We start from the raw sequence: 16,384 nt of genomic DNA, 5'->3' as shown, positions 1-16,384 counted from the left end.
GGAGGGGACCACGTGACCGCGGAGGCGCCGGGCAGGCGTGCCGTACGGGATCAGAAGACGAGGCCCGCCCAAGGGGCGGGCGACCACGACAGAGCGGTGGCCAGCGCGCGCACGGCGCCCGCGCTGTGCTCGGTCAGCAGCCCCGCGGCGTGCTGCGCGTCGAGCGAGCCCCCGCCCATGTACGCGCCGCCGAGCGCGGCCACCGGCAGCGACACGTCGGGCGCCTCGTCGGTCGGCTTGCACGAGGCCGAGGTGGTGTCGGCGGTCAGGCGCCAGCGGCCGGCGTTCCACGGGCACACGTCGTCGGCCACCTCCAGCACCACGTCCACAGGCGCGGAGTAGGCGCGGGAGCTCAGCGCCGCGTCCACCGAGACCAGGCGTACCCACAGCTCGTCGCCCCACGAGGCGTTGAGGTGGCGGACGTCGGTCAGCCACTGCGTGATCGGGTCGTCCACGGGGCGCGTGGCCCTGACCCTGCTGACCAGGTCGCGGTTGAGCACCGACTGCCACAGCAGCGCCTGGGCCGCGGGGTCCGTCGCGTAGAGCTCGCGCAGCAGCAGCTCGCCGTCGGGCTGCCCGTTGTCGCCCCACAGGGACTTGACCCTGAACAGCGCGTAGCCGCGCACCCTGTCGGAGTCCTCGGCCAGCACGCACCGCAGGGCGCCCGCGCCGTCCTGGTCGAACTCCTCGTCGGCCAGGACGGCCGTCCAGAGGTGCTCGTTGCGCCGGTACTGGCCCGGCCGCTCGGCCAGGATCGACTCGTAGACGCTCTCCAGCGTGGCCCTGACCTCGGCGGGCTTGGCCACAGTGATCCTCAGCGCCGGGTCCGAGGGCGCGCCCGCGACGAAGGCCGAGCCGTGCTTGGGGATGCGCAGGGACAGCCCGTCAGAGGCCCTGCCGTAGCCGTACCTGCCGTAGATGACGGCTTCCGAGGCGTAGAGCGCGGCCACGGCCTCGCCGCGCTCGCACACGTCGGCCAGCTGACGGCGCATGAGCTGGGAGAGGATGCCGCGGCGGCGGTGGGAGGGAAGGACGCTGACCGCGGTCACACCCGCCACGGGCAGCTGCCCGCCCGGCACGGTCATCGTGAAGCTGTGGATGCCGGTGACCCCGGCGATGACGTCTCCGTCGAAGGCGGCGAGCGTCCTGTCGAACTCGGTGTTGGCCTTCCACCGCTCGGACTGGGCCGGGTGGGGGGTCCAGTTGAAGCCCTCGGCGAGCACGCCGCTGAAGGAGGACCACTCGTCTTCCGAGATGGGGCGGATCGGATAGCTCATCCGTCCACCGTAGGAGCGGGCAAAGGGGGAGGGCCACCCAATATCCGTCCCTAATGATCAAGGCGTTGGTCAAGTGGGCTGCCCAAATCGAGGAGAGACCGATACAGTCGAGCGCATCATGAAGTCACGTCCGGCGCCGCTCATCCCGCCACGGCTCCGAGCGCTGCTCGTCAAGGTGCCGGGTCTGGTGCCCGTTGTCAGATTCCTGCGGCGAGGGCCGCTGGCCAGAGACCGCAACCTGCTGATCACCCTGGGCGTGCTGACCCTGCTGATCGGCGCGCTGGCGGCGCGGGTGTCCACCGAGTGGTTCTCCCCCTCGCTGCTCATCCTCGTCACCCTCGTCGGCGGGCTGCAGCTGCGGCTGCGCAGCCTCGCAGTCCTGCTCATGTGCGTCCTGGCCTCTCTCGCCTACGTTGGAGCGGTCCTCGGGGTCCACAGGATCGGTCTCGGCCTCATGGTCACCATCGGCTTCACCGCGGTCCTGGCCGCGCTCATGGCGCGCACCCGCGGCAAGCTGGGCGTGCAGGGGCTGCGCGGCGACGCGATGCTGCTGGAGCTGCGCGACAGGCTCAAGAGCCAGAGCGAGCTGCCCCCGCTGCCCAAGGACTGGGGCGCCAAGGTCGTGCTCAAGCAGGCGGGCGGCTCCTCCTTCGGCGGCGACTTCCTGGTCTCCATGCGCGACGGCGACCAGGTGGAGCTGGCGCTGGTCGACGTCTCCGGCAAGGGCGTCGACGCGGGCACCAGGGCGCTGCTGCTGTCGGGCACGTTCGGCGGGCTGCTCGGCTCGGTCGACGACTTCCTGCAGGCCTCCAACGCCTACCTCCACCGCCAGCGCGGCGACGAGGGCTTCGTCACCGCCGTCCACCTCCGCCTCGACCTGGCCACGGGCGAGTACACGATCACCTCGGCCGGGCACCCGCCCGTGGTGAAGCTCGACGCGGGCACCGGCAACTGGGAGATCGCCTCGGCCAAGGGCGTGGTCCTCGGCGTGGTGCCCGACCTGCACTGCGAGCCCGACAGCGGGGTGCTGCGCAAGGGCGACGCGCTCCTGCTCTACACCGACGGCCTGATCGAGCAGCCGGGCCGCGACATCGACGCGGGGCTCGACAGGCTGCTGGGCGAGGCCGACAGGCTGCTTCCCAAAGGCTTCCGCGACGGGGCCAGAGCCCTGGTCAACTCGATGGCCTCGGGTCACAACGATGACTGCGCGCTCGTGCTCATCTGGCGACCATGACGAATGACACGACCAGATCGTGAGCTGAGTCACTGTCTGGCGGTGGATCAGGCTTGAGATTCTCAAGGCGTGGACAACAGGTATGAGCTCTACTGCCTCGTCGATCCCCTGTTCTACGACTCACCGGTGATCGACGGCGCGGCCGACTTCGTCCACGCCAGCAGGCCCGCGCCCACCGGCTGGGCACGGACCGAACAGGGTGAGCTGGTGGCCCTGCGCCCCGTCGAGGCGGGGCTGCCCGAGCAGGGCTGGAAGATCCAGGTCTCCGCCCGCCCCGGCGACGCGGCCCTCGTGATGGACACGGTGTGGTCCTACTGCGTGCGGACCGGCCTGGCCTTCACGTTCCTGCGTGGCGAGCACGTCCTCCACCTGCGCAACGCCAAGCACGCGGGCAGGAGACCGGGCGGCGAGCTCGCCACGCTCTACCCCGCCGACGAGACCAGGCTGGAGCGGGCGCTCACCGACCTCGGCGCGCTCCTCGACGGCCGGCCCTGTCCCTCCCTCCCCGGCGGCCTGCGCATCGGCGGCGGCCCGCTGCACGTCCGCTACGGCGCCTTCGCCGAGCGCCACTGCGCGGGGCCCGACGGCAGGCTCGAACCCGCCATCGCCGACCTCGACGGCAGGCTGGTGCCCGAGTGGCACGGCCCGGTGTTCGCCACCCCCGCATGGGTACGGCTGCCCGCCTTCCTCACCCCCCACCTGGAGGCGGGGCGGGCCGTCGCGCTCGACCGCCTGCCGTACACCGTCGAGGCCGCTCTGCGCCTGACCGGCGGGGGCGGCGTCCACCTGGCCCGCGACGCGCGCACCGGCACGCGGGTGGTCATCAAGGAGGCCAGGCCCCACGCGGGGCTCGACGCCGACGGCGCCGACGCGGTGACCAGGCTCGAGCGCGAGCGCGAGGCGCTGACCAGGCTCGCCGGCCTCGACGCGGTCCCCGCCCTGCTGGCCGAGCACACCGTCGGCGAGCATCGCTTCCTGGTGCTGGAGCACATCCAGGGCACCCCGCTCGACAGGCTCGGCAGGCGGGGCCGCGGCGCCGCCGACCACACCGCGTGGGCGCTCGAGCTGTGCGCGAAGGTGGAGGCGGCCGTGGCCGCCGTCCACGCGCGCGGACTGGTCTTCGGCGACCTCCACCCCGGCAACGTCATCGTCAGGCCCGACGGCGGCGTCGCGCTCGTCGGCTACGAGCGGTGCGCGCCCCTGGAGGAGGCGGGCGGCGGCGCCTTCGCCGTCCCCGACGGCGTCACGGGGGCCGACGTCGACCACCACGCTGCGGCCCGCCTGCGCCTCGCGCTCTTCCTGCCGGTGACCGAGCTGCTGCGCATCGACCGGTTCAAGGCGGCCGAGCTGGCCGACCTCATCCGCGAGTCCTACCCCGTCCCCCACGCCTTCCTCGACGAGGCGGTGCGCACCATCACCGGCGTACGGCGCGCCAAACGCGTTCCCGGCGCGCACATCCCCGCCTGGTACTCCGCCACCCTGCCCGACCCCGAGCGCTGGCAGCGGCTGCGCAGGTCGATGACGATGGCGATCCTGTCCTCGGCCACACCCGAGCGCAACGACAGGCTCTTCCCCGGCGACATCGCCCAGTTCGCCACCGGAGGGCTCAACCTCGCCCACGGCGCGGCCGGCGTGCTGCTCGCCCTCGAGGCCGCGGGCTCGGGCCGCTTCCCCGAGCACGAGCGCTGGCTGCTCGAGCGGGCCATGCGCCCGCCCGAGGGCGCCAGGCTCGGCTTCTACGACGGCCTGCACGGCATCGCCCACGCGCTGGCCCGCCTCGGCAGGCAGGCCGACGCCCTCGACCTGGTGCAACTCGCCTCCAGACGGCGGTGGGAGTCGCTCGGCCTCGACCTGCACGGCGGGCTGGCAGGCATCGGGCTCAACCTCGCCCACCTGGCCGACCTCACCGGCGAGTCGCAGCTGCTGCTGCGCGCCTACGACGTCGCCGACCTGGTCGCCACGCGGCTGAGCGGCAGGCAGCCCGCTCCCTCGGCCGCTCGCACCGGCCTGATGTACGGCTCGGCGGGCCCCGCCCTGTTCCTGCTGCGCATGCACGAGCGCACGGGCGAGCCTGGCCTGCTCGACCTGGCCGAGGCCGCCCTGCGGCAGGACCTCGGCCGCAGGGCGGCGCAGGGAGACCCCTCGCCACACCTCGCCACGGGAGGCGCGGGCCTGGCCTGGGTGCTGGCCGAATACCTCAGATGGCGCCACGACGACGACCTGCTGCTCGCGCACGGCGCCCTCGACAGGGCGGCCCGCGCGCCGTTCTCCTTCCAGCCAGGCCTGTTCACCGGACGGGCGGGACTGCTCGCCTACCTGGCCAGGGAGCGCGGCGACGATCCCGAGATCGAGACGCAGCTGCGCGGGCTCGGCTGCCACGCGGTGCGCTACCAGGCCCATCTCGCCTTCCCCGGCGAGCGGCTGCTGCGCCTGTCGATGGACCTGGCCACAGGTACGGCAGGCGTGCTGTTCGCGGTGGCCGCCGCGCTGCACGACGAGCCCGTGGCGCTGCCGTTCATGCGCTCGTCGGCCGCGGGCGCGCAGTCCCACCTGACACTGCTCGACCAGCAGGGACTGGGGAGCGAGACCCCCTGCTGACCCCCCAAGAGCCCGGGTCCCGGAGGAGCGGCGCGGTTCCACCGGGGCTCGGCCGAGTCAGACCGCCTGCTCGCCGCGAGATCGGCGGGCAGGCGGGCTGGACGGCCCCTACAGCCAGCCCGAGTCGCTGGCGATGCGCACCGCGTCGATGCGGTTGCGCGCGCCGGTCTTGCACATGATGCGCGACAGGTGGTTGCGGACCGTGCCGACCGACAGGAACAGCTCGCCGGCGATCTCCGTGGAGCGGGCGCCGCCCGCCGCGACGCGCAGCACGTCGCGCTCGCGCGGCGTCAGCGGATTGGCTGCCGACTCCAGCGCCGCCAGCGCCAGCTCCGAGTCGACGGCCCTGCCGCCCGCGCCCATCGCCCGCAGGCCCTCGGCCAGGCTTTCCGGCGCCACCTCGAGGCTCATGAAGCCCACCGCGTGCGCCTCGAACGCCCTGCGCACCTGACCGGGGTTGGGCTGCGCGGACAGGATCAGCACCCTGCACCCCGGCGCCGCCTCACGCAGGCGGGCGGCGGCGTTCAGCCCGCCGAGGTCGGGCAGGTCGAGGTCGATGACGGCGGCGTCGGGCTCGTGCTCCATGGCCGCGACGCCGACCTCCTGGCCGTGGCCGACGTCGGCGACGACCTCGAGATCGGCCTCAGCGGCGAGCGAGGCGACCAGGCCCCGCCGTACCAGCGGCAGGTGCTCGGCGACCAGGATCCGAAGCAACACATCTCCTAGGGTGATCGGGTGACTGCGCACTGTCAACGCAGTCTCCTCACTGGGCAAAGGACACGCAAGCCGTTCCGCATCTGATTGTTCGACTACTCTGGCCTTGTCGGACCTTCACCACTGCCCTGGAGCGCGCACAGATGAGTTGGCTCTACATCGCGGGGATCGTCGTCTTCGTGCTGGGGCTGATGGCCTCCATCGCGCTGCACGAGATCGGCCACCTCGTGCCCGCCAAGCTGTTCGGCGTCAGGGTGACGCAGTACATGGTCGGCTTCGGCGGCACCATGTGGTCCAAGAGGAAGGGCGAGACGGAGTACGGGATCAAGTGGATCCCGTTCGGTGGCTACATCCGGATGATCGGCATGCTGCCGCCCCGTCCCGGCGATGATCCGGCCAAGCTGCGGCGTGCCTCCACCGGACCGTTCCAGGGTCTGATCGACACCGCGCGCGACGTGGCGCAGGAGGAGGTGCGGCCGGGCGACGAGGACCGCGTCTTCTACCGTAAGAAGTGGTGGCAGAAGGTCATCATCATGTCCGGCGGCCCGCTGATGAACCTCGTGCTGGCGTTCATCCTGTTCGCCGTCCTGCTGATGGGCTTCGGCCTGCCCACGCCCAAGCCGATCGTCTCGCCGCTGACCGCCACCTGCGTGATCCCGGCCAACCAGCCGATCCGCCCCTGCAAGCCCACCGACCCGCCCACCCCCGCTGCCAAGGCGGGGATGAAGGTCGGCGACCAGCTCGTCACCTTCAACGGGGCGAAGATCACCTCGTGGGACGACACGACCAAGAAGATCAGGTCGCACGGCGCCGGCCCCGTCAAGATCGGCATCGTCCGCGACGGCAAGCCGATGACGCTCGACGTCACGCTGATCTCCCAGGACCGTCCCGCCATCGACGATCCCAAGCGCATCGAGAAGAACGTCGGCTTCCTCGGCGTCGGCCCCACCGAGGTCTACGAGACCCAGAGCCTGGGCGCCGTCGTGGGCTACATGGGCGACCTGACGGGCCGCGTCGCCCAGTCGATGCTCAACCTGCCGCAGAAGATGGTCGGCGTGTGGAACGCCGCCTTCTCCGGGCACGAGCGCGACAGGGAAGGGCCCGTCGGCGTCGTGGGCGCGGGCAGGATGGGCGGGGAGATCCTCGCCTCCGAGGCGCTGTCCGACCGCGAGAAGATCATGATCTTCCTGAACCTGCTGGCCGGGTTCAACCTGGCGATCGGCATGTTCAACCTGATCCCGCTGCTCCCGCTAGACGGCGGGCACATCGCGGGCGGCCTGTGGGAAGGGCTCAAGCGCGCCTACGCTCGCGTCATGCGCCGCCCCGAGCCGAGCTACGTCGACATCGCCAAGGTGCTCCCGCTGACCTACGCCCTGGCCATGGTCATGATCGTGATGGCCGGCCTGCTCGTCTACGCCGACCTGGTCAACCCGATCAGGCTCTCGGGCTGAGGGTCAGTCACCCCTGACCCCGTCGATCCGCTCGCGCAGCAGGTCGGCATGGCCGTTGTGGCGGGCGTACTCCTCGATCATGTGCACCATGATCCAGCGCAGCGACACCTCGCTGCCGTGGCGCAGCCCCTTGCCGATCGTGTCGAGGGACAGATCCGCCGACACCTCGCGGGCGTTGGCGACCTCGGTCCGCCAGGCGGCGAACGCCTCCTCGGCGGTCGTCGTGGCGACGGCCTCGAACTGGTCGTCGGGCCTTTCCTCGCTCTTGTAGCGCGGCGGCGCCTCCTGTCCCATCAGGATCCCGCGGAACCAGGCGCGCTCCACGTCGGCCAGGTGCCGCACCAGGCCGAGCAGCGACAGCGTCGACGGCGGCGCGGACCGCTCGCGTAGTTGCTCGTCGCTCAGGCCCGCGCACTTGACCGCGAGTGTCTCGCGGTGCCAGTCGAGCCACGCCTCGAGCATCTCTCGCTCACCGGCGATGAAGGGCGGATCGATCCGCGGGTCTGTCATAGCGTGTGATTATGGACCCTCTGGAAGAGCTGCGCCGACTGTGCCTGGCGCAGCCCGAGGCGACCGAGCGGCTCAGCCACGGCGAGCCGACCTGGTTCGTCAAGGGCAGGAAGACCTTCGTGATGTTCGCCGACCACCACCACGACGACAGGCTCGCCTTCTGGTGCGCGGCTGCGCCGGGAACGCAGGAGGCGCTGGTGGCGGAGGATCCCACGCGCTTCTTCCGTCCGCCGTACGTGGGGCACAGAGGGTGGCTCGGGGTCTATCTCGACGTGCCGGTCGACTGGGCGGAGATCGGCGAGCTGGTCGCCGACGCCTACAGGTTCGTCAGGTACGGCGCGCCCTGACGCGCCTCTCACGACCTCCGTCCTCCGTCAGCGCAGGACTACGGGAAGGCTCGCGAGCCGCCACGAGGCGGGCATGAGCTGCCGTTCGAGCTCCTCGGGTGCGACGGCGAGGCGCAGCTTCGGGAAGCGTGAGAGCAGCCCGGCGAAGGCCACCTCGCCCTCCTGCCTGGCGAGTGCCGCGCCGAGGCAGTAGTGCAGGCCGTGCCCGAAGCCGACGTGGACCTCGCGCCTGCCGTCCTCCTCGCGGGTGAGGTCGAGCCGGTCGGGGCGCTCGAAGCGGCGAGGGTCGTGGTTGGCCGAGACCAGTACGGCCATCACGGCCTCGCCCCGCTTCACCGTCATGCCACCGAGCTCCACGTCCTCGGCCGCGTAGCGGACCCTGGTGCCCTGCACCGGCCCGCACCAGCGCATGAGCTCGTGGACGGCGCGCGGCATGAGCTCGGGCCGCGCGCGCAGCATGGCCAGCTGGTCGGGGTGGGTGAGCAGGGCCGCGGTGCCGTTGCCGATCAGGTGGGCGGTGGTCTCGTGTCCAGCCAGGACGAGCGTGAGCACCATCGTGATCAGCTCGGTGTCGGTGAAGCGGTCGCCGTCGTCGTCGTGCGCTTTGATCAGCCCGGTGAGCAGGTCGTCGGCGGGCGCGGCGCGGCGGCGGGGGATCAGGTCGTGGATGTAGTCGACCATGCTGATCACGGGTTCGGCCATGGCGCCAGGTGACAGGGACACCATCTTCGCGCCCCACTCTCGCCACAGCGGGCGGTCGCTCTCGGGGATGCCGACGAGCTCGCAGATGACCGTGATCGGCAGCGGGTAGGCGTACTCCTCGACCAGGTCCACGACGCGGTCGCCCGGCAGCGCGTCCAGCAGCCTGCCACTGATCTCCTCGACCCGCGGACGCATCTCCATGACGCGCCTGGCGGTGAAGGCCCGCGAGACGAGTCTGCGCAGCCTGAGGTGGTCATCGCCGTCGAGGTCGAGGATGCCGTCGGTGAGGTAGACGACGTAGTCGTCGGGGATCCCGCGCGCCTTCATGAGCTTCTCGCGCAGGTCGGGGATGTCGCCGCCGGGAATGGAGGCCGGATTGTTGACGAAGCGGTGCTCGCCCAGCACGGTCTTGACGTCGTCGTACCGGGTGACCAGCCAGACGGGTGTGTCCTGACCGGGGAAGCAGGCGCGCGCGATGGGCGCCTCCTCCCTGATTCGTGAGAAGCCCCTGAAGGGGTCGGCCATCAGTGCGGGATCCATCAGGTTGACGGTGTCCATCGTCGCCTCTCGTGACCGTAAGGAGGATCTGGTCATCGAGTCAAACGTACGCCCGAGGGTTCCGCAGGGCAAGGAGGGCCGTCGGCGCGGCATGGAGCGGCGGCGCCGGCGAGCGCCTCTGCCGCGGCACCGGGGCGCTGGACGCCGAGCCGGCCGACCGGCTTGACAGGAGAAGGCGGGGGCGGCCGGCGACGAGGCGGTGTTCACCAGGGCCGCCGAGAGCCCTGACCCGTGAATGTTAGTGTTCGTGCAGGTGAGAGCCTGAAGACAGAGGGCGGGGCCCGTCGGTCCTGGCCGTGGGCGAGCGGTGTTCGGGGCCACGCGGAGGGGGCAGACCGTGGGCGAGGCGATCGATGTCAACGGCACCCGGATGTGGGTCGAGCGCCACGGCCGGGGCCCCGACGTCCTCCTGATCGCCGGGCTGAGCGATCCAGCCGAGGCGTGGCAGGCCCAGCTCGACGGGTTGGCCGACCGCTACCGGCTCATCGCCTTCGACAACCGCGGGGCGGGACGCACGCCGCTGCCCCAGGGGCGGCTGTCGGTGCCGCTGATGGCCGACGACGCCGCCGCGCTGCTGCGCGCGCTCGATGTCCCCGCCGCCCACGTGGCGGGTTTCTCGGGCGGCAGCCTCATCGCGCAGGAGCTGGCGCTGCGCCATCCGGGTCTGGTTCGCAGCCTGGTCCTCATGAGCACCTTCGCACGCTCCGACGCCTACTTCCGCGCCATGACCGGCTTCTGGCGCTGGATGGTGGAGGCCGCCCCGAGCCCTCGGGCCATGCTGGAGGCGTTCTTCCTGTGGGTCTACACGCCGCGCGCCCATGCCGACGGCACCGTGGAGCGGATGATCGAGGAGGCGCTGGCCTTCCCGCATCAGCAGTCGGTCGAGGCCTTCCAACGCCAGCTCGAGGCGTTCGAGACGCACGAGACACTCGACCGCCTGCGGGAGATCGCCGTGCCGACACTCGTCCTGGCCGGAGAGGTGGACAGGGCGACCCCTCCAAGTCTGGGGCGCGAGGTCGCGGAGGCGATCTCGGGCGCCGTGTTCGAGGTGCTGCAGGGGGAGGCCCACCAGCCCTTCCAGGAGGTCCCTGACGAGTTCAACGCCCGCGTCGACGCCTTCTGGCGAGAGGTCGACGGGCGCGGCTGAGGGCGCCGTCGGAAACAGGACCCAGGTGCGCAGCTGTGCCAGACCGGCCCGGCGTCGGCGACGAGACGGCGAACCTCCTCGCACCCGGTGCGAGACACCAGATGCGAGAGGTCGCCCAGGGGAGTCAGAACATCAGCTGACAACCCTCGCCGTTTTCACTGCATGGAGATGTGCACGTGGTCGTAGTGGTTGGCGGTGGTGCTGCCCCTGTCGGACATCGAGCGCCAGCCGCTGCCGCTGTTGATGCGCTGCCGCCAGATGACGTACTTCACGCCGAGCCGGCTCTGGTTCTTCAGCGCCCAGGCCGCGATCTGGTCGCCGAGCGCCTGGTTGGCGCCGGTGGGAGAGCTGCCTCCCGAACTCATCATGAAGTCGCAGGCGCGACCCAGCGGGTGCTCTCCGCTGTTGTCGACCCGGTAACACCCCACCTCGTACGGCAGGCTGAAGGCCTTCTTGATCTCGTCGCGCATGAGCCGCGTGCGGGGGGTGATGTTGTCGGCCCCCGAGGGCAGCTCGGGCGCCCAGCTGCCGTCGGACTTGCGGCCAGGGCCGGTCGGAACGAGGTTCTGGAGCTTCTTCTCGATGTCGTCGATCATGCCCTCCGCCTCCTTCCGATCGTCGGCGACCTGGTCGGCCTGCTCGTCGATCTGGGTGGCAAGGGCCGTGGCCTCGGTGGCGGCCTTCTGCCTTTCGTCGCGGGCGGCTGCGACGTTCTTCACGACGGCGTCCTGCTCGACGCTCAACTGCTCCAGCAGCGCGGCGCTGTTCAGGTCGGGGGAGTACACCAGAGCGGGCAGATCGGGGGTGTTGGCCTGATATCGCATCTCGGTGATCTGCGAGGCGACGCTCTCCGCCTTGGCGAGTGTCTGCTCGGCGGCGGCCAGACGCTCCTTGGCCGCCGCGGCGGCCTTCTCCGCCTCGGCCAGCGCGACCCGCTTGGCGTTGTAGCTCTCGATGAGCTTGTCGACCTTGGTGTTGAGCTTCTTCAGCTCGGCCCTCAGCTGCTTCTCCGACGGCTTGGGGGCAGCCGAGGACACAGAGGCGGAGCCGAGAACGAGGGAAAGCGCGGCAATGGCGCCGCAGGCGAAACGAGACGTGGGGGACGCCACGAATGATCCTCTCCGTCTGCCGACCGGGTTAGCTGACGGGTTCGGGCGGGAGATGTGGCCCTACCACGGAACGTGGATTCACCCCAGGTGCATGGGTCCCCGGCTCCCGGGCGACTTGCCCGGGATTAGGCGTGCAACGGCTGTGAAAGCCGATGTCAGAGGGATATTAGTAGTAAAACGCCGGTAATGCGACTCCAAGCGGAAACCAATTAGTGATCTACCTGTGATCGAAGTAGCCGCGCGGCCTCCTCGGGCAGCACGTCGTTGACGAACGCGCCCATCGCCGACTCCGAGCCCGCCAGGTACTTCAGCTTGCCCGGCGCCCTGCGGATGCTGAACAGCTCCATGTGAAGGTAGGCCAGGTCGCGGCCCTGCCGTACGGGTGCCTGGTGCCAGGCGGCGACATACGGCATGACCACGCCGAACAGCCCGTCGAGCGCCCTGAGCACCCTGGTGTAGACGGGGCCGAACGCGGCCCGCTCCTCCTGGGAGAGGGCGGCCAGATCGGGCACCTGGCGGTGCGGGTAGAGATGCACCTCGAAGGGGTAGCGCGCGGCGGCGGGCACGAACGCCGTCCAGTGTTCGTTGGCGGCGACCACGCGCTCGCCGGCCCGCTCCGCGGCCAGCACGCCGGCGAACAGGCCTGGACGCTTGGCGGCGGCGGCCAGGTGCTGGCGGGTGCGAGGGGTGACGTAGGGGTAGGCGTAGATCTGGCCGTGCGGGTGGGCCAGCGTGATGCCGATCTCCGCGCCCCTGTTCTCGAAGCAGAAGACCTGCTCGACGCCGGAGATCTCCGACAGCTCCGCCGTACGGTCGGCCCACGCCTCCATGACGAGCTCGACCTGGTCGTCGGAGAGCATGGAGAAGGAGGAGGCGTGATCGGAGGTGAAGCAGACCACCTCGCAGCGGCCCACACCCGGACGCACCTCGCTGAGGCCGCCTGCGTCGGCGTAGCTGCCGAGGTGGGTGGAGAAGCTGGGGAAGCGGTTCTCGAAGACCACCACGTCGTAGGAGGAGGCGGGGATCTCCGTCGACCTGCCCGGCGCCGAGGGGCACAGCGGGCACTCGTCGGCCGGCGGCAGGAAGGTGCGGGTCTGGCGGTGGCCCGCCATCGCCACCCACTCCTCGGTGAGAGGGTCGTAACGCAGCTCGGAGGCCACGGGCCTGGGCGGCAGCTCGCGCTGGTCGATCGCGCTGCGATCGGCGTCGTCGCGCCGGTCGAAGTAGATCAGCTCTCGGCCGTCGGCCATGTGCGCGATGGTGCGCTTCACTTCGTGTCCTCCGCGATGATCAGTTCTCCGGCCCTCTCGGCCAGCTCTCTGCGCGCGGCCTCGGGCAGGCCGGCGTCGCTGATGACGACGTCGGCCTCCGACAGCTCCGCGATCGTGCTGATGCCGACCGTGCCCCACTTGGTGTGGTCGGCGGGGACGACCAGGCGGTGCGCCGAGGCGACCAGCTCCCTGTCGGTCTCCGACTCCAGCAGGTTCGGCGTGGTGAACCCCGCGTTCACGCTCATCCCGTGAACGCCGAGGAAGAGCGTGTCGACGTGCAGCCGCCTGATCGCCGCCACCGCGACGGGCCCCACGAGCGCGTCGGAAGGGGTGCGGACGCCGCCGGTCAGCACCACCGTGCGGTCGGCTCGGGGGCTGCGGTGGAAGACGTCGGCCACCGGGATCGAGTTGGTGATGACGGTCAGCTCGTCCACGTCCACCAGCAGGTGGGCCAGGGCCCAGGTGGTCGTGCCCGCCGACAGCGCCACGGCGGTGCCCGGGCGAACCAGCGCGGCGGCCCTGCGGGCGATGGCGTCCTTCTCCGCCTGCTGGCGCACCGACTTGGCGGCGAAGCCGGGCTCCTCCGTCGAGCCTGGGCCGTTGATGGTCGCCCCGCCGTGGACCTTCTCCAGCAGCCCGCGCTCGGCGAGCGCCTCCAGGTCCCTGCGGATCGTCATGTCGGAGACGCCGAGCTCGCGCACGAGGTCGGCCACCCGGACCCCGCCGCTGCGACGGACGCGCTCCAGGATCGCCTGCTGCCGCTGTGGTGCGAGCATGAGCCCTCCTTCAAACAGATTCCACCAAATTATGACACATATATGTTGAAACATGGGGAGTGGAATCGTCCAAACCCCTTGTCCGGCGAGCCGCCTCCGCGAGAGGTTGGAGCCTTACACGGGAGGAGGTAAGCCATGGCCAAGCGCGCTCGCAAGACCAAGGCCCGCAAGAAGAAGGCGGCCAACCACGGCAAGCGTCCCAACGCTCGCTGAGGCGTGACATCGGGTACGGCTCGTACCCGATGTTCATCCCTCCCGCGGGCCGGCGAAAGGGCCGAGGCGAGAATTGTCGCCCCGCCCCGCGAGGGGCGGGGCCGCACCGGCGCGTTGACCCGCCTTCACCTGGGGAAGCTGGTCATAGTGTGACGCATGATGTCGCGCGGACTCCGGGTCCTCATCGGCCTGGCGGCCGCGATGATCGTCCTGGTCGGACTCGAACGCTTCAGCTCGGTCGCCGGTCCCGCCTTCCTGGCACTCACGCTGACGATCGCCGTCAGCCCGCTGCGCTCATGGATGAGGCGTCGCGGCGCGCCGGGCTGGGCGCTGGTGGCCGTGCCGCTGACCGTCGTGCTGCTGGGAATGATCGCGTTCGTGGCGGCGCTGGTCGTCTCCGTCGCGCAGCTGGCCGTGCTGCTGCCCACCTACTCCGACGAGTACACCGCGCTCGCCGCCTCCGCGACCAGGTGGCTCCGCGCGCACGGCATCACCTCGGCCGAGGTCAACGCGGTGCTCGGCTCGCTCGACCCCAGTCAGCTGCTGCCGATCGTGCAGGGCTTCCTGTCCAGCCTGCTGAGCGTCGGCTCGGCGTTCGTGCTCATCCTGCTGCTGCTGTACGGCATGAGCCTGGACGCGGGCCCGATCCAGTCGGCCGTGAACGCTCTGGAGGCGACCAGGCCGCACCTGGTGCGGGCGCTGCGGGACTTCACCGGAGGCACCTGCCGCTACCTGGTGGTCTCCACCGTCTTCGGTCTGATCGTGGCCGTGCTCGACGCGGGCGCGCTGTTGCTGCTCGGGGTGCCGCTGCCGCTGCTGTGGGGGCTGCTGGCCTTCATCACCAACTACATCCCCAACATCGGGTTCGTCCTGGGCCTGGTGCCGCCCGCGCTGCTGGCCCTGCTCGACTCGGGCTGGGTCACGATGACCTGGGTGATCGCGGTCTACAGCGTGCTCAACTTCGTCATCCAGTCGGTGATCCAGCCGAAGTACGCGGGCCAGTCGGCCGGCCTGTCGACCACGATCACCATCCTGTCGCTGCTGATCTGGTCGGTCGTGCTCGGCGCGCTCGGCGCCGTGCTCGCCGTGCCGCTCACCGCGCTGGCCAGGGCCCTGCTCATCGACGCGGACCCTGGCACCCGCTGGGCGATCCCGCTCGTCAGCGGTCAAGATCGGCAAGAGCCGCCGACACCGCGCGGTGGAACGTCGGGTACGCGTAGATCATCTGGTTGAGCCGCCGCACAGGGACGCGCTCGTGAACGGCCAGCGTCAGCATGCTCAGCACCTCGCCGCCCGAGGGCCCCGCGCTGGTCGCGCCGACCAGCACCCCGTCGGCGGCCACCAGCTTGACGAAGCCGCGCGCCTGGGCGATCCAGCCCCGCGTGGACTCGGCCAGGTCGGTGAAGCCCACACAGACGTCGAGCCCCTTCTCCCTGGCCTGCGCCTCGGTCAGGCCCACCGCGCCGACCTCGGGATCGGTGAACGTCACCCTCGGCACCGCGTGGTACTCCGCCTCGTAAGCGGGCTCGCCGAGGATCTCCTTGACGATGATGTCGGCGTGGTACATCGACATGTGCGTGAACGCGCCCTTGCCGACCGCGTCGCCGAGCGCCCACACGTCCTCGGCGGCCCGCATCCTGCCGTCCACGGGGATCGCCCTCGCGCTCTCGTCGAGCCCGATCGCCGCCACCCCGAGCGCCTTCAGGTCGACCCTGCGGCCCGTGGCCACCAACAGCCTGCGCGCCGTCACGCCCGCGAGGGTGAAGCCGTCCTCCCCGTACGTCACCCGCGAGACCTTCACCCCGGTGCGCACGTCGATGCCCTCGTCGGCGAAGGCCTTGGCGATCAGCTCGCCCGCCTCGGGCTCCTCGATCGCGACCAGCCTGTCGAGGCCCTCCAGCACCGTCACCCTGGCGCCGAACCTGGAGAAGACCTGCGCGAGCTCCACGCCGACGGCGCCGCCGCCCAGCACGATCAGCGACTCGGGGACCGTCTCGGTCTCGATCGCCTGGTGGTTGGTCCAGTACGGCGTGCCCTCGAGCCCGTCGATGGGCGGTACGGCCGGCTGCGACCCCGAGGCGATCACGATCCCCCTCGAGGCCCTGATCACCTGATCGCCCACGGTGACCTCGCCGGCCCCCGTGATGCGCCCATGGCCTCTGACCAGGTGGCCGCCCTTGCCCGTGAAGCGGTCGGCGGCGACCTTGTCGTTCCAGTCGTCGGTCGCCTCCTCGCGGATCCTGCGCGCGAGCGGCCCCCAGTCGGGCGGCAGAGCGCCCTTCTCCACCTGGTCGGCCGCGTGGAGCATCATCTTGGAGGGGATGCAGCCCCAGTAAGGGCACTCCCCGCCGACGAGGTTCGCCTCGACGCCCGCCACCCGCAGCCCCGCCTCGGCCAGCCGGCCCGCGACGTCCTCGCCTCCTGGGCCCATGCCCAGCACGATCACATCGACATCCATCCACCCACGCTAACCGCAG

Annotated in this window: 15 protein-coding genes and 1 riboswitch; of the genes, 7 read left to right on the top strand and 8 right to left on the bottom strand. The window is 71.0% G+C overall.

The annotated features are described in order from the left end of the window. Positions 1–50 precede the first annotated feature (50 nt). Positions 51–1,277 carry a GNAT family N-acetyltransferase gene (locus ABFX50_RS33990; RefSeq protein ID WP_346152247.1) on the bottom strand — a complete coding sequence of 409 codons (1,227 nt, stop codon included), beginning with the start codon at positions 1,275–1,277 and terminating at the stop codon, positions 51–53. A gap of 118 nt (positions 1,278–1,395) precedes the next feature. Between ABFX50_RS33990 and ABFX50_RS33985 the strand changes: the two genes are divergently transcribed. Then, positions 1,396–2,511 carry a PP2C family protein-serine/threonine phosphatase gene (locus tag ABFX50_RS33985; RefSeq protein WP_183647527.1) on the top strand — a complete coding sequence of 372 codons (1,116 nt, stop codon included), beginning with the start codon at positions 1,396–1,398 and terminating at the stop codon, positions 2,509–2,511. Positions 2,512–2,580: 69 nt separating this feature from the next. Continuing rightward, a complete protein-coding gene (lanKC, locus tag ABFX50_RS33980; RefSeq protein ID WP_346152245.1) occupies positions 2,581–5,109 on the top strand; it encodes a class III lanthionine synthetase LanKC in 2,529 nt (842 codons plus the stop codon). A gap of 108 nt (positions 5,110–5,217) precedes the next feature. Here lanKC and ABFX50_RS33975 read toward each other — a convergent pair whose 3' ends face one another. Then, positions 5,218–5,826: a response regulator transcription factor gene (locus tag ABFX50_RS33975; RefSeq protein ID WP_312895545.1), complete on the bottom strand. Its 609-nt coding sequence runs from the start codon at positions 5,824–5,826 to the stop codon at positions 5,218–5,220. Between the two features lie 140 nt (positions 5,827–5,966). Between ABFX50_RS33975 and ABFX50_RS33970 the strand changes: the two genes are divergently transcribed. Further along, positions 5,967–7,274 (top strand): M50 family metallopeptidase, encoded by a 1,308-nt coding sequence (locus ABFX50_RS33970; protein WP_346152243.1) that lies wholly within the window; start codon positions 5,967–5,969, stop codon positions 7,272–7,274. A 3-nt stretch (positions 7,275–7,277) separates the two neighbouring features. On the opposite strand, the gene ABFX50_RS33965 is transcribed toward ABFX50_RS33970, so the two are convergent. Continuing rightward, the gene (locus ABFX50_RS33965) at positions 7,278–7,784 is read right to left on the bottom strand and encodes a DinB family protein (protein ID WP_346152241.1); all 507 of its coding nucleotides are present in this window, start codon (positions 7,782–7,784) and stop codon (positions 7,278–7,280) included. Positions 7,785–7,795: 11 nt separating this feature from the next. Between ABFX50_RS33965 and ABFX50_RS33960 the strand changes: the two genes are divergently transcribed. Next, positions 7,796–8,131 carry an MmcQ/YjbR family DNA-binding protein gene (locus ABFX50_RS33960; RefSeq protein ID WP_346152239.1) on the top strand — a complete coding sequence of 112 codons (336 nt, stop codon included), beginning with the start codon at positions 7,796–7,798 and terminating at the stop codon, positions 8,129–8,131. 27 nt (positions 8,132–8,158) lie between these two features. Here the strand turns inward: ABFX50_RS33960 and ABFX50_RS33955 are convergent, their stop codons facing one another. After that, positions 8,159–9,373, bottom strand: a complete 1,215-nt coding sequence (locus tag ABFX50_RS33955) for a cytochrome P450 family protein (protein ID WP_346152237.1) — start codon at positions 9,371–9,373, stop codon at positions 8,159–8,161. 355 nt (positions 9,374–9,728) lie between these two features. Here ABFX50_RS33955 and ABFX50_RS33950 point away from each other — a divergent pair, with 355 nt between their 5' ends. Next, positions 9,729–10,538: an alpha/beta fold hydrolase gene (locus tag ABFX50_RS33950; RefSeq protein ID WP_346152235.1), complete on the top strand. Its 810-nt coding sequence runs from the start codon at positions 9,729–9,731 to the stop codon at positions 10,536–10,538. Positions 10,539–10,693: 155 nt separating this feature from the next. On the opposite strand, the gene ABFX50_RS33945 is transcribed toward ABFX50_RS33950, so the two are convergent. The 3 genes from ABFX50_RS33945 to ABFX50_RS33935 form a co-directional block, all read right to left on the bottom strand. After that, entirely contained in the window at positions 10,694–11,575 is an 882-nt protein-coding gene (locus tag ABFX50_RS33945; RefSeq protein WP_346152233.1) for a VldE C-terminal domain-containing protein, read from the bottom strand. 75 nt (positions 11,576–11,650) lie between these two features. Continuing rightward, positions 11,651–11,789: riboswitch (cyclic di-AMP (ydaO/yuaA leader) on the bottom strand. Between the two features lie 67 nt (positions 11,790–11,856). Continuing rightward, entirely contained in the window at positions 11,857–12,918 is a 1,062-nt protein-coding gene (galT, locus tag ABFX50_RS33940) for a galactose-1-phosphate uridylyltransferase (RefSeq protein ID WP_346152231.1), read from the bottom strand. Then, the gene (locus ABFX50_RS33935) at positions 12,915–13,694 is read right to left on the bottom strand and encodes a DeoR/GlpR family DNA-binding transcription regulator (protein ID WP_183647508.1); all 780 of its coding nucleotides are present in this window, start codon (positions 13,692–13,694) and stop codon (positions 12,915–12,917) included. Before ABFX50_RS33935 ends, galT begins: the two co-directional genes overlap by 4 nt. A 135-nt stretch (positions 13,695–13,829) precedes the next feature. Between ABFX50_RS33935 and ABFX50_RS51485 the strand changes: the two genes are divergently transcribed. Together ABFX50_RS51485 and ABFX50_RS33930 are read left to right on the top strand one after the other, a co-directional pair. Then, complete coding sequence (locus ABFX50_RS51485; RefSeq protein WP_376773285.1) at positions 13,830–13,907, top strand: 50S ribosomal protein bL37; 78 nt, start codon at positions 13,830–13,832, stop codon at positions 13,905–13,907. Between the two features lie 156 nt (positions 13,908–14,063). Further along, positions 14,064–15,140 (top strand): AI-2E family transporter, encoded by a 1,077-nt coding sequence (locus ABFX50_RS33930; protein WP_346152229.1) that lies wholly within the window; start codon positions 14,064–14,066, stop codon positions 15,138–15,140. Here the strand turns inward: ABFX50_RS33930 and ABFX50_RS33925 are convergent. Next, a complete protein-coding gene (locus ABFX50_RS33925) occupies positions 15,067–16,365 on the bottom strand; it encodes a dihydrolipoyl dehydrogenase family protein (RefSeq protein WP_346152228.1) in 1,299 nt (432 codons plus the stop codon). The genes ABFX50_RS33930 and ABFX50_RS33925 overlap by 74 nt on opposite strands. Positions 16,366–16,384: the final 19 nt, after the last annotated feature.

Source organism: Nonomuraea recticatena, assembly GCF_039533245.1.
GTDB lineage: Bacteria > Actinomycetota > Actinomycetes > Streptosporangiales > Streptosporangiaceae > Nonomuraea > Nonomuraea roseola.
The sequence above is the reverse complement of the archived record's forward strand: the minus strand, read 5'-3'. Positions and strand labels throughout refer to the sequence as shown.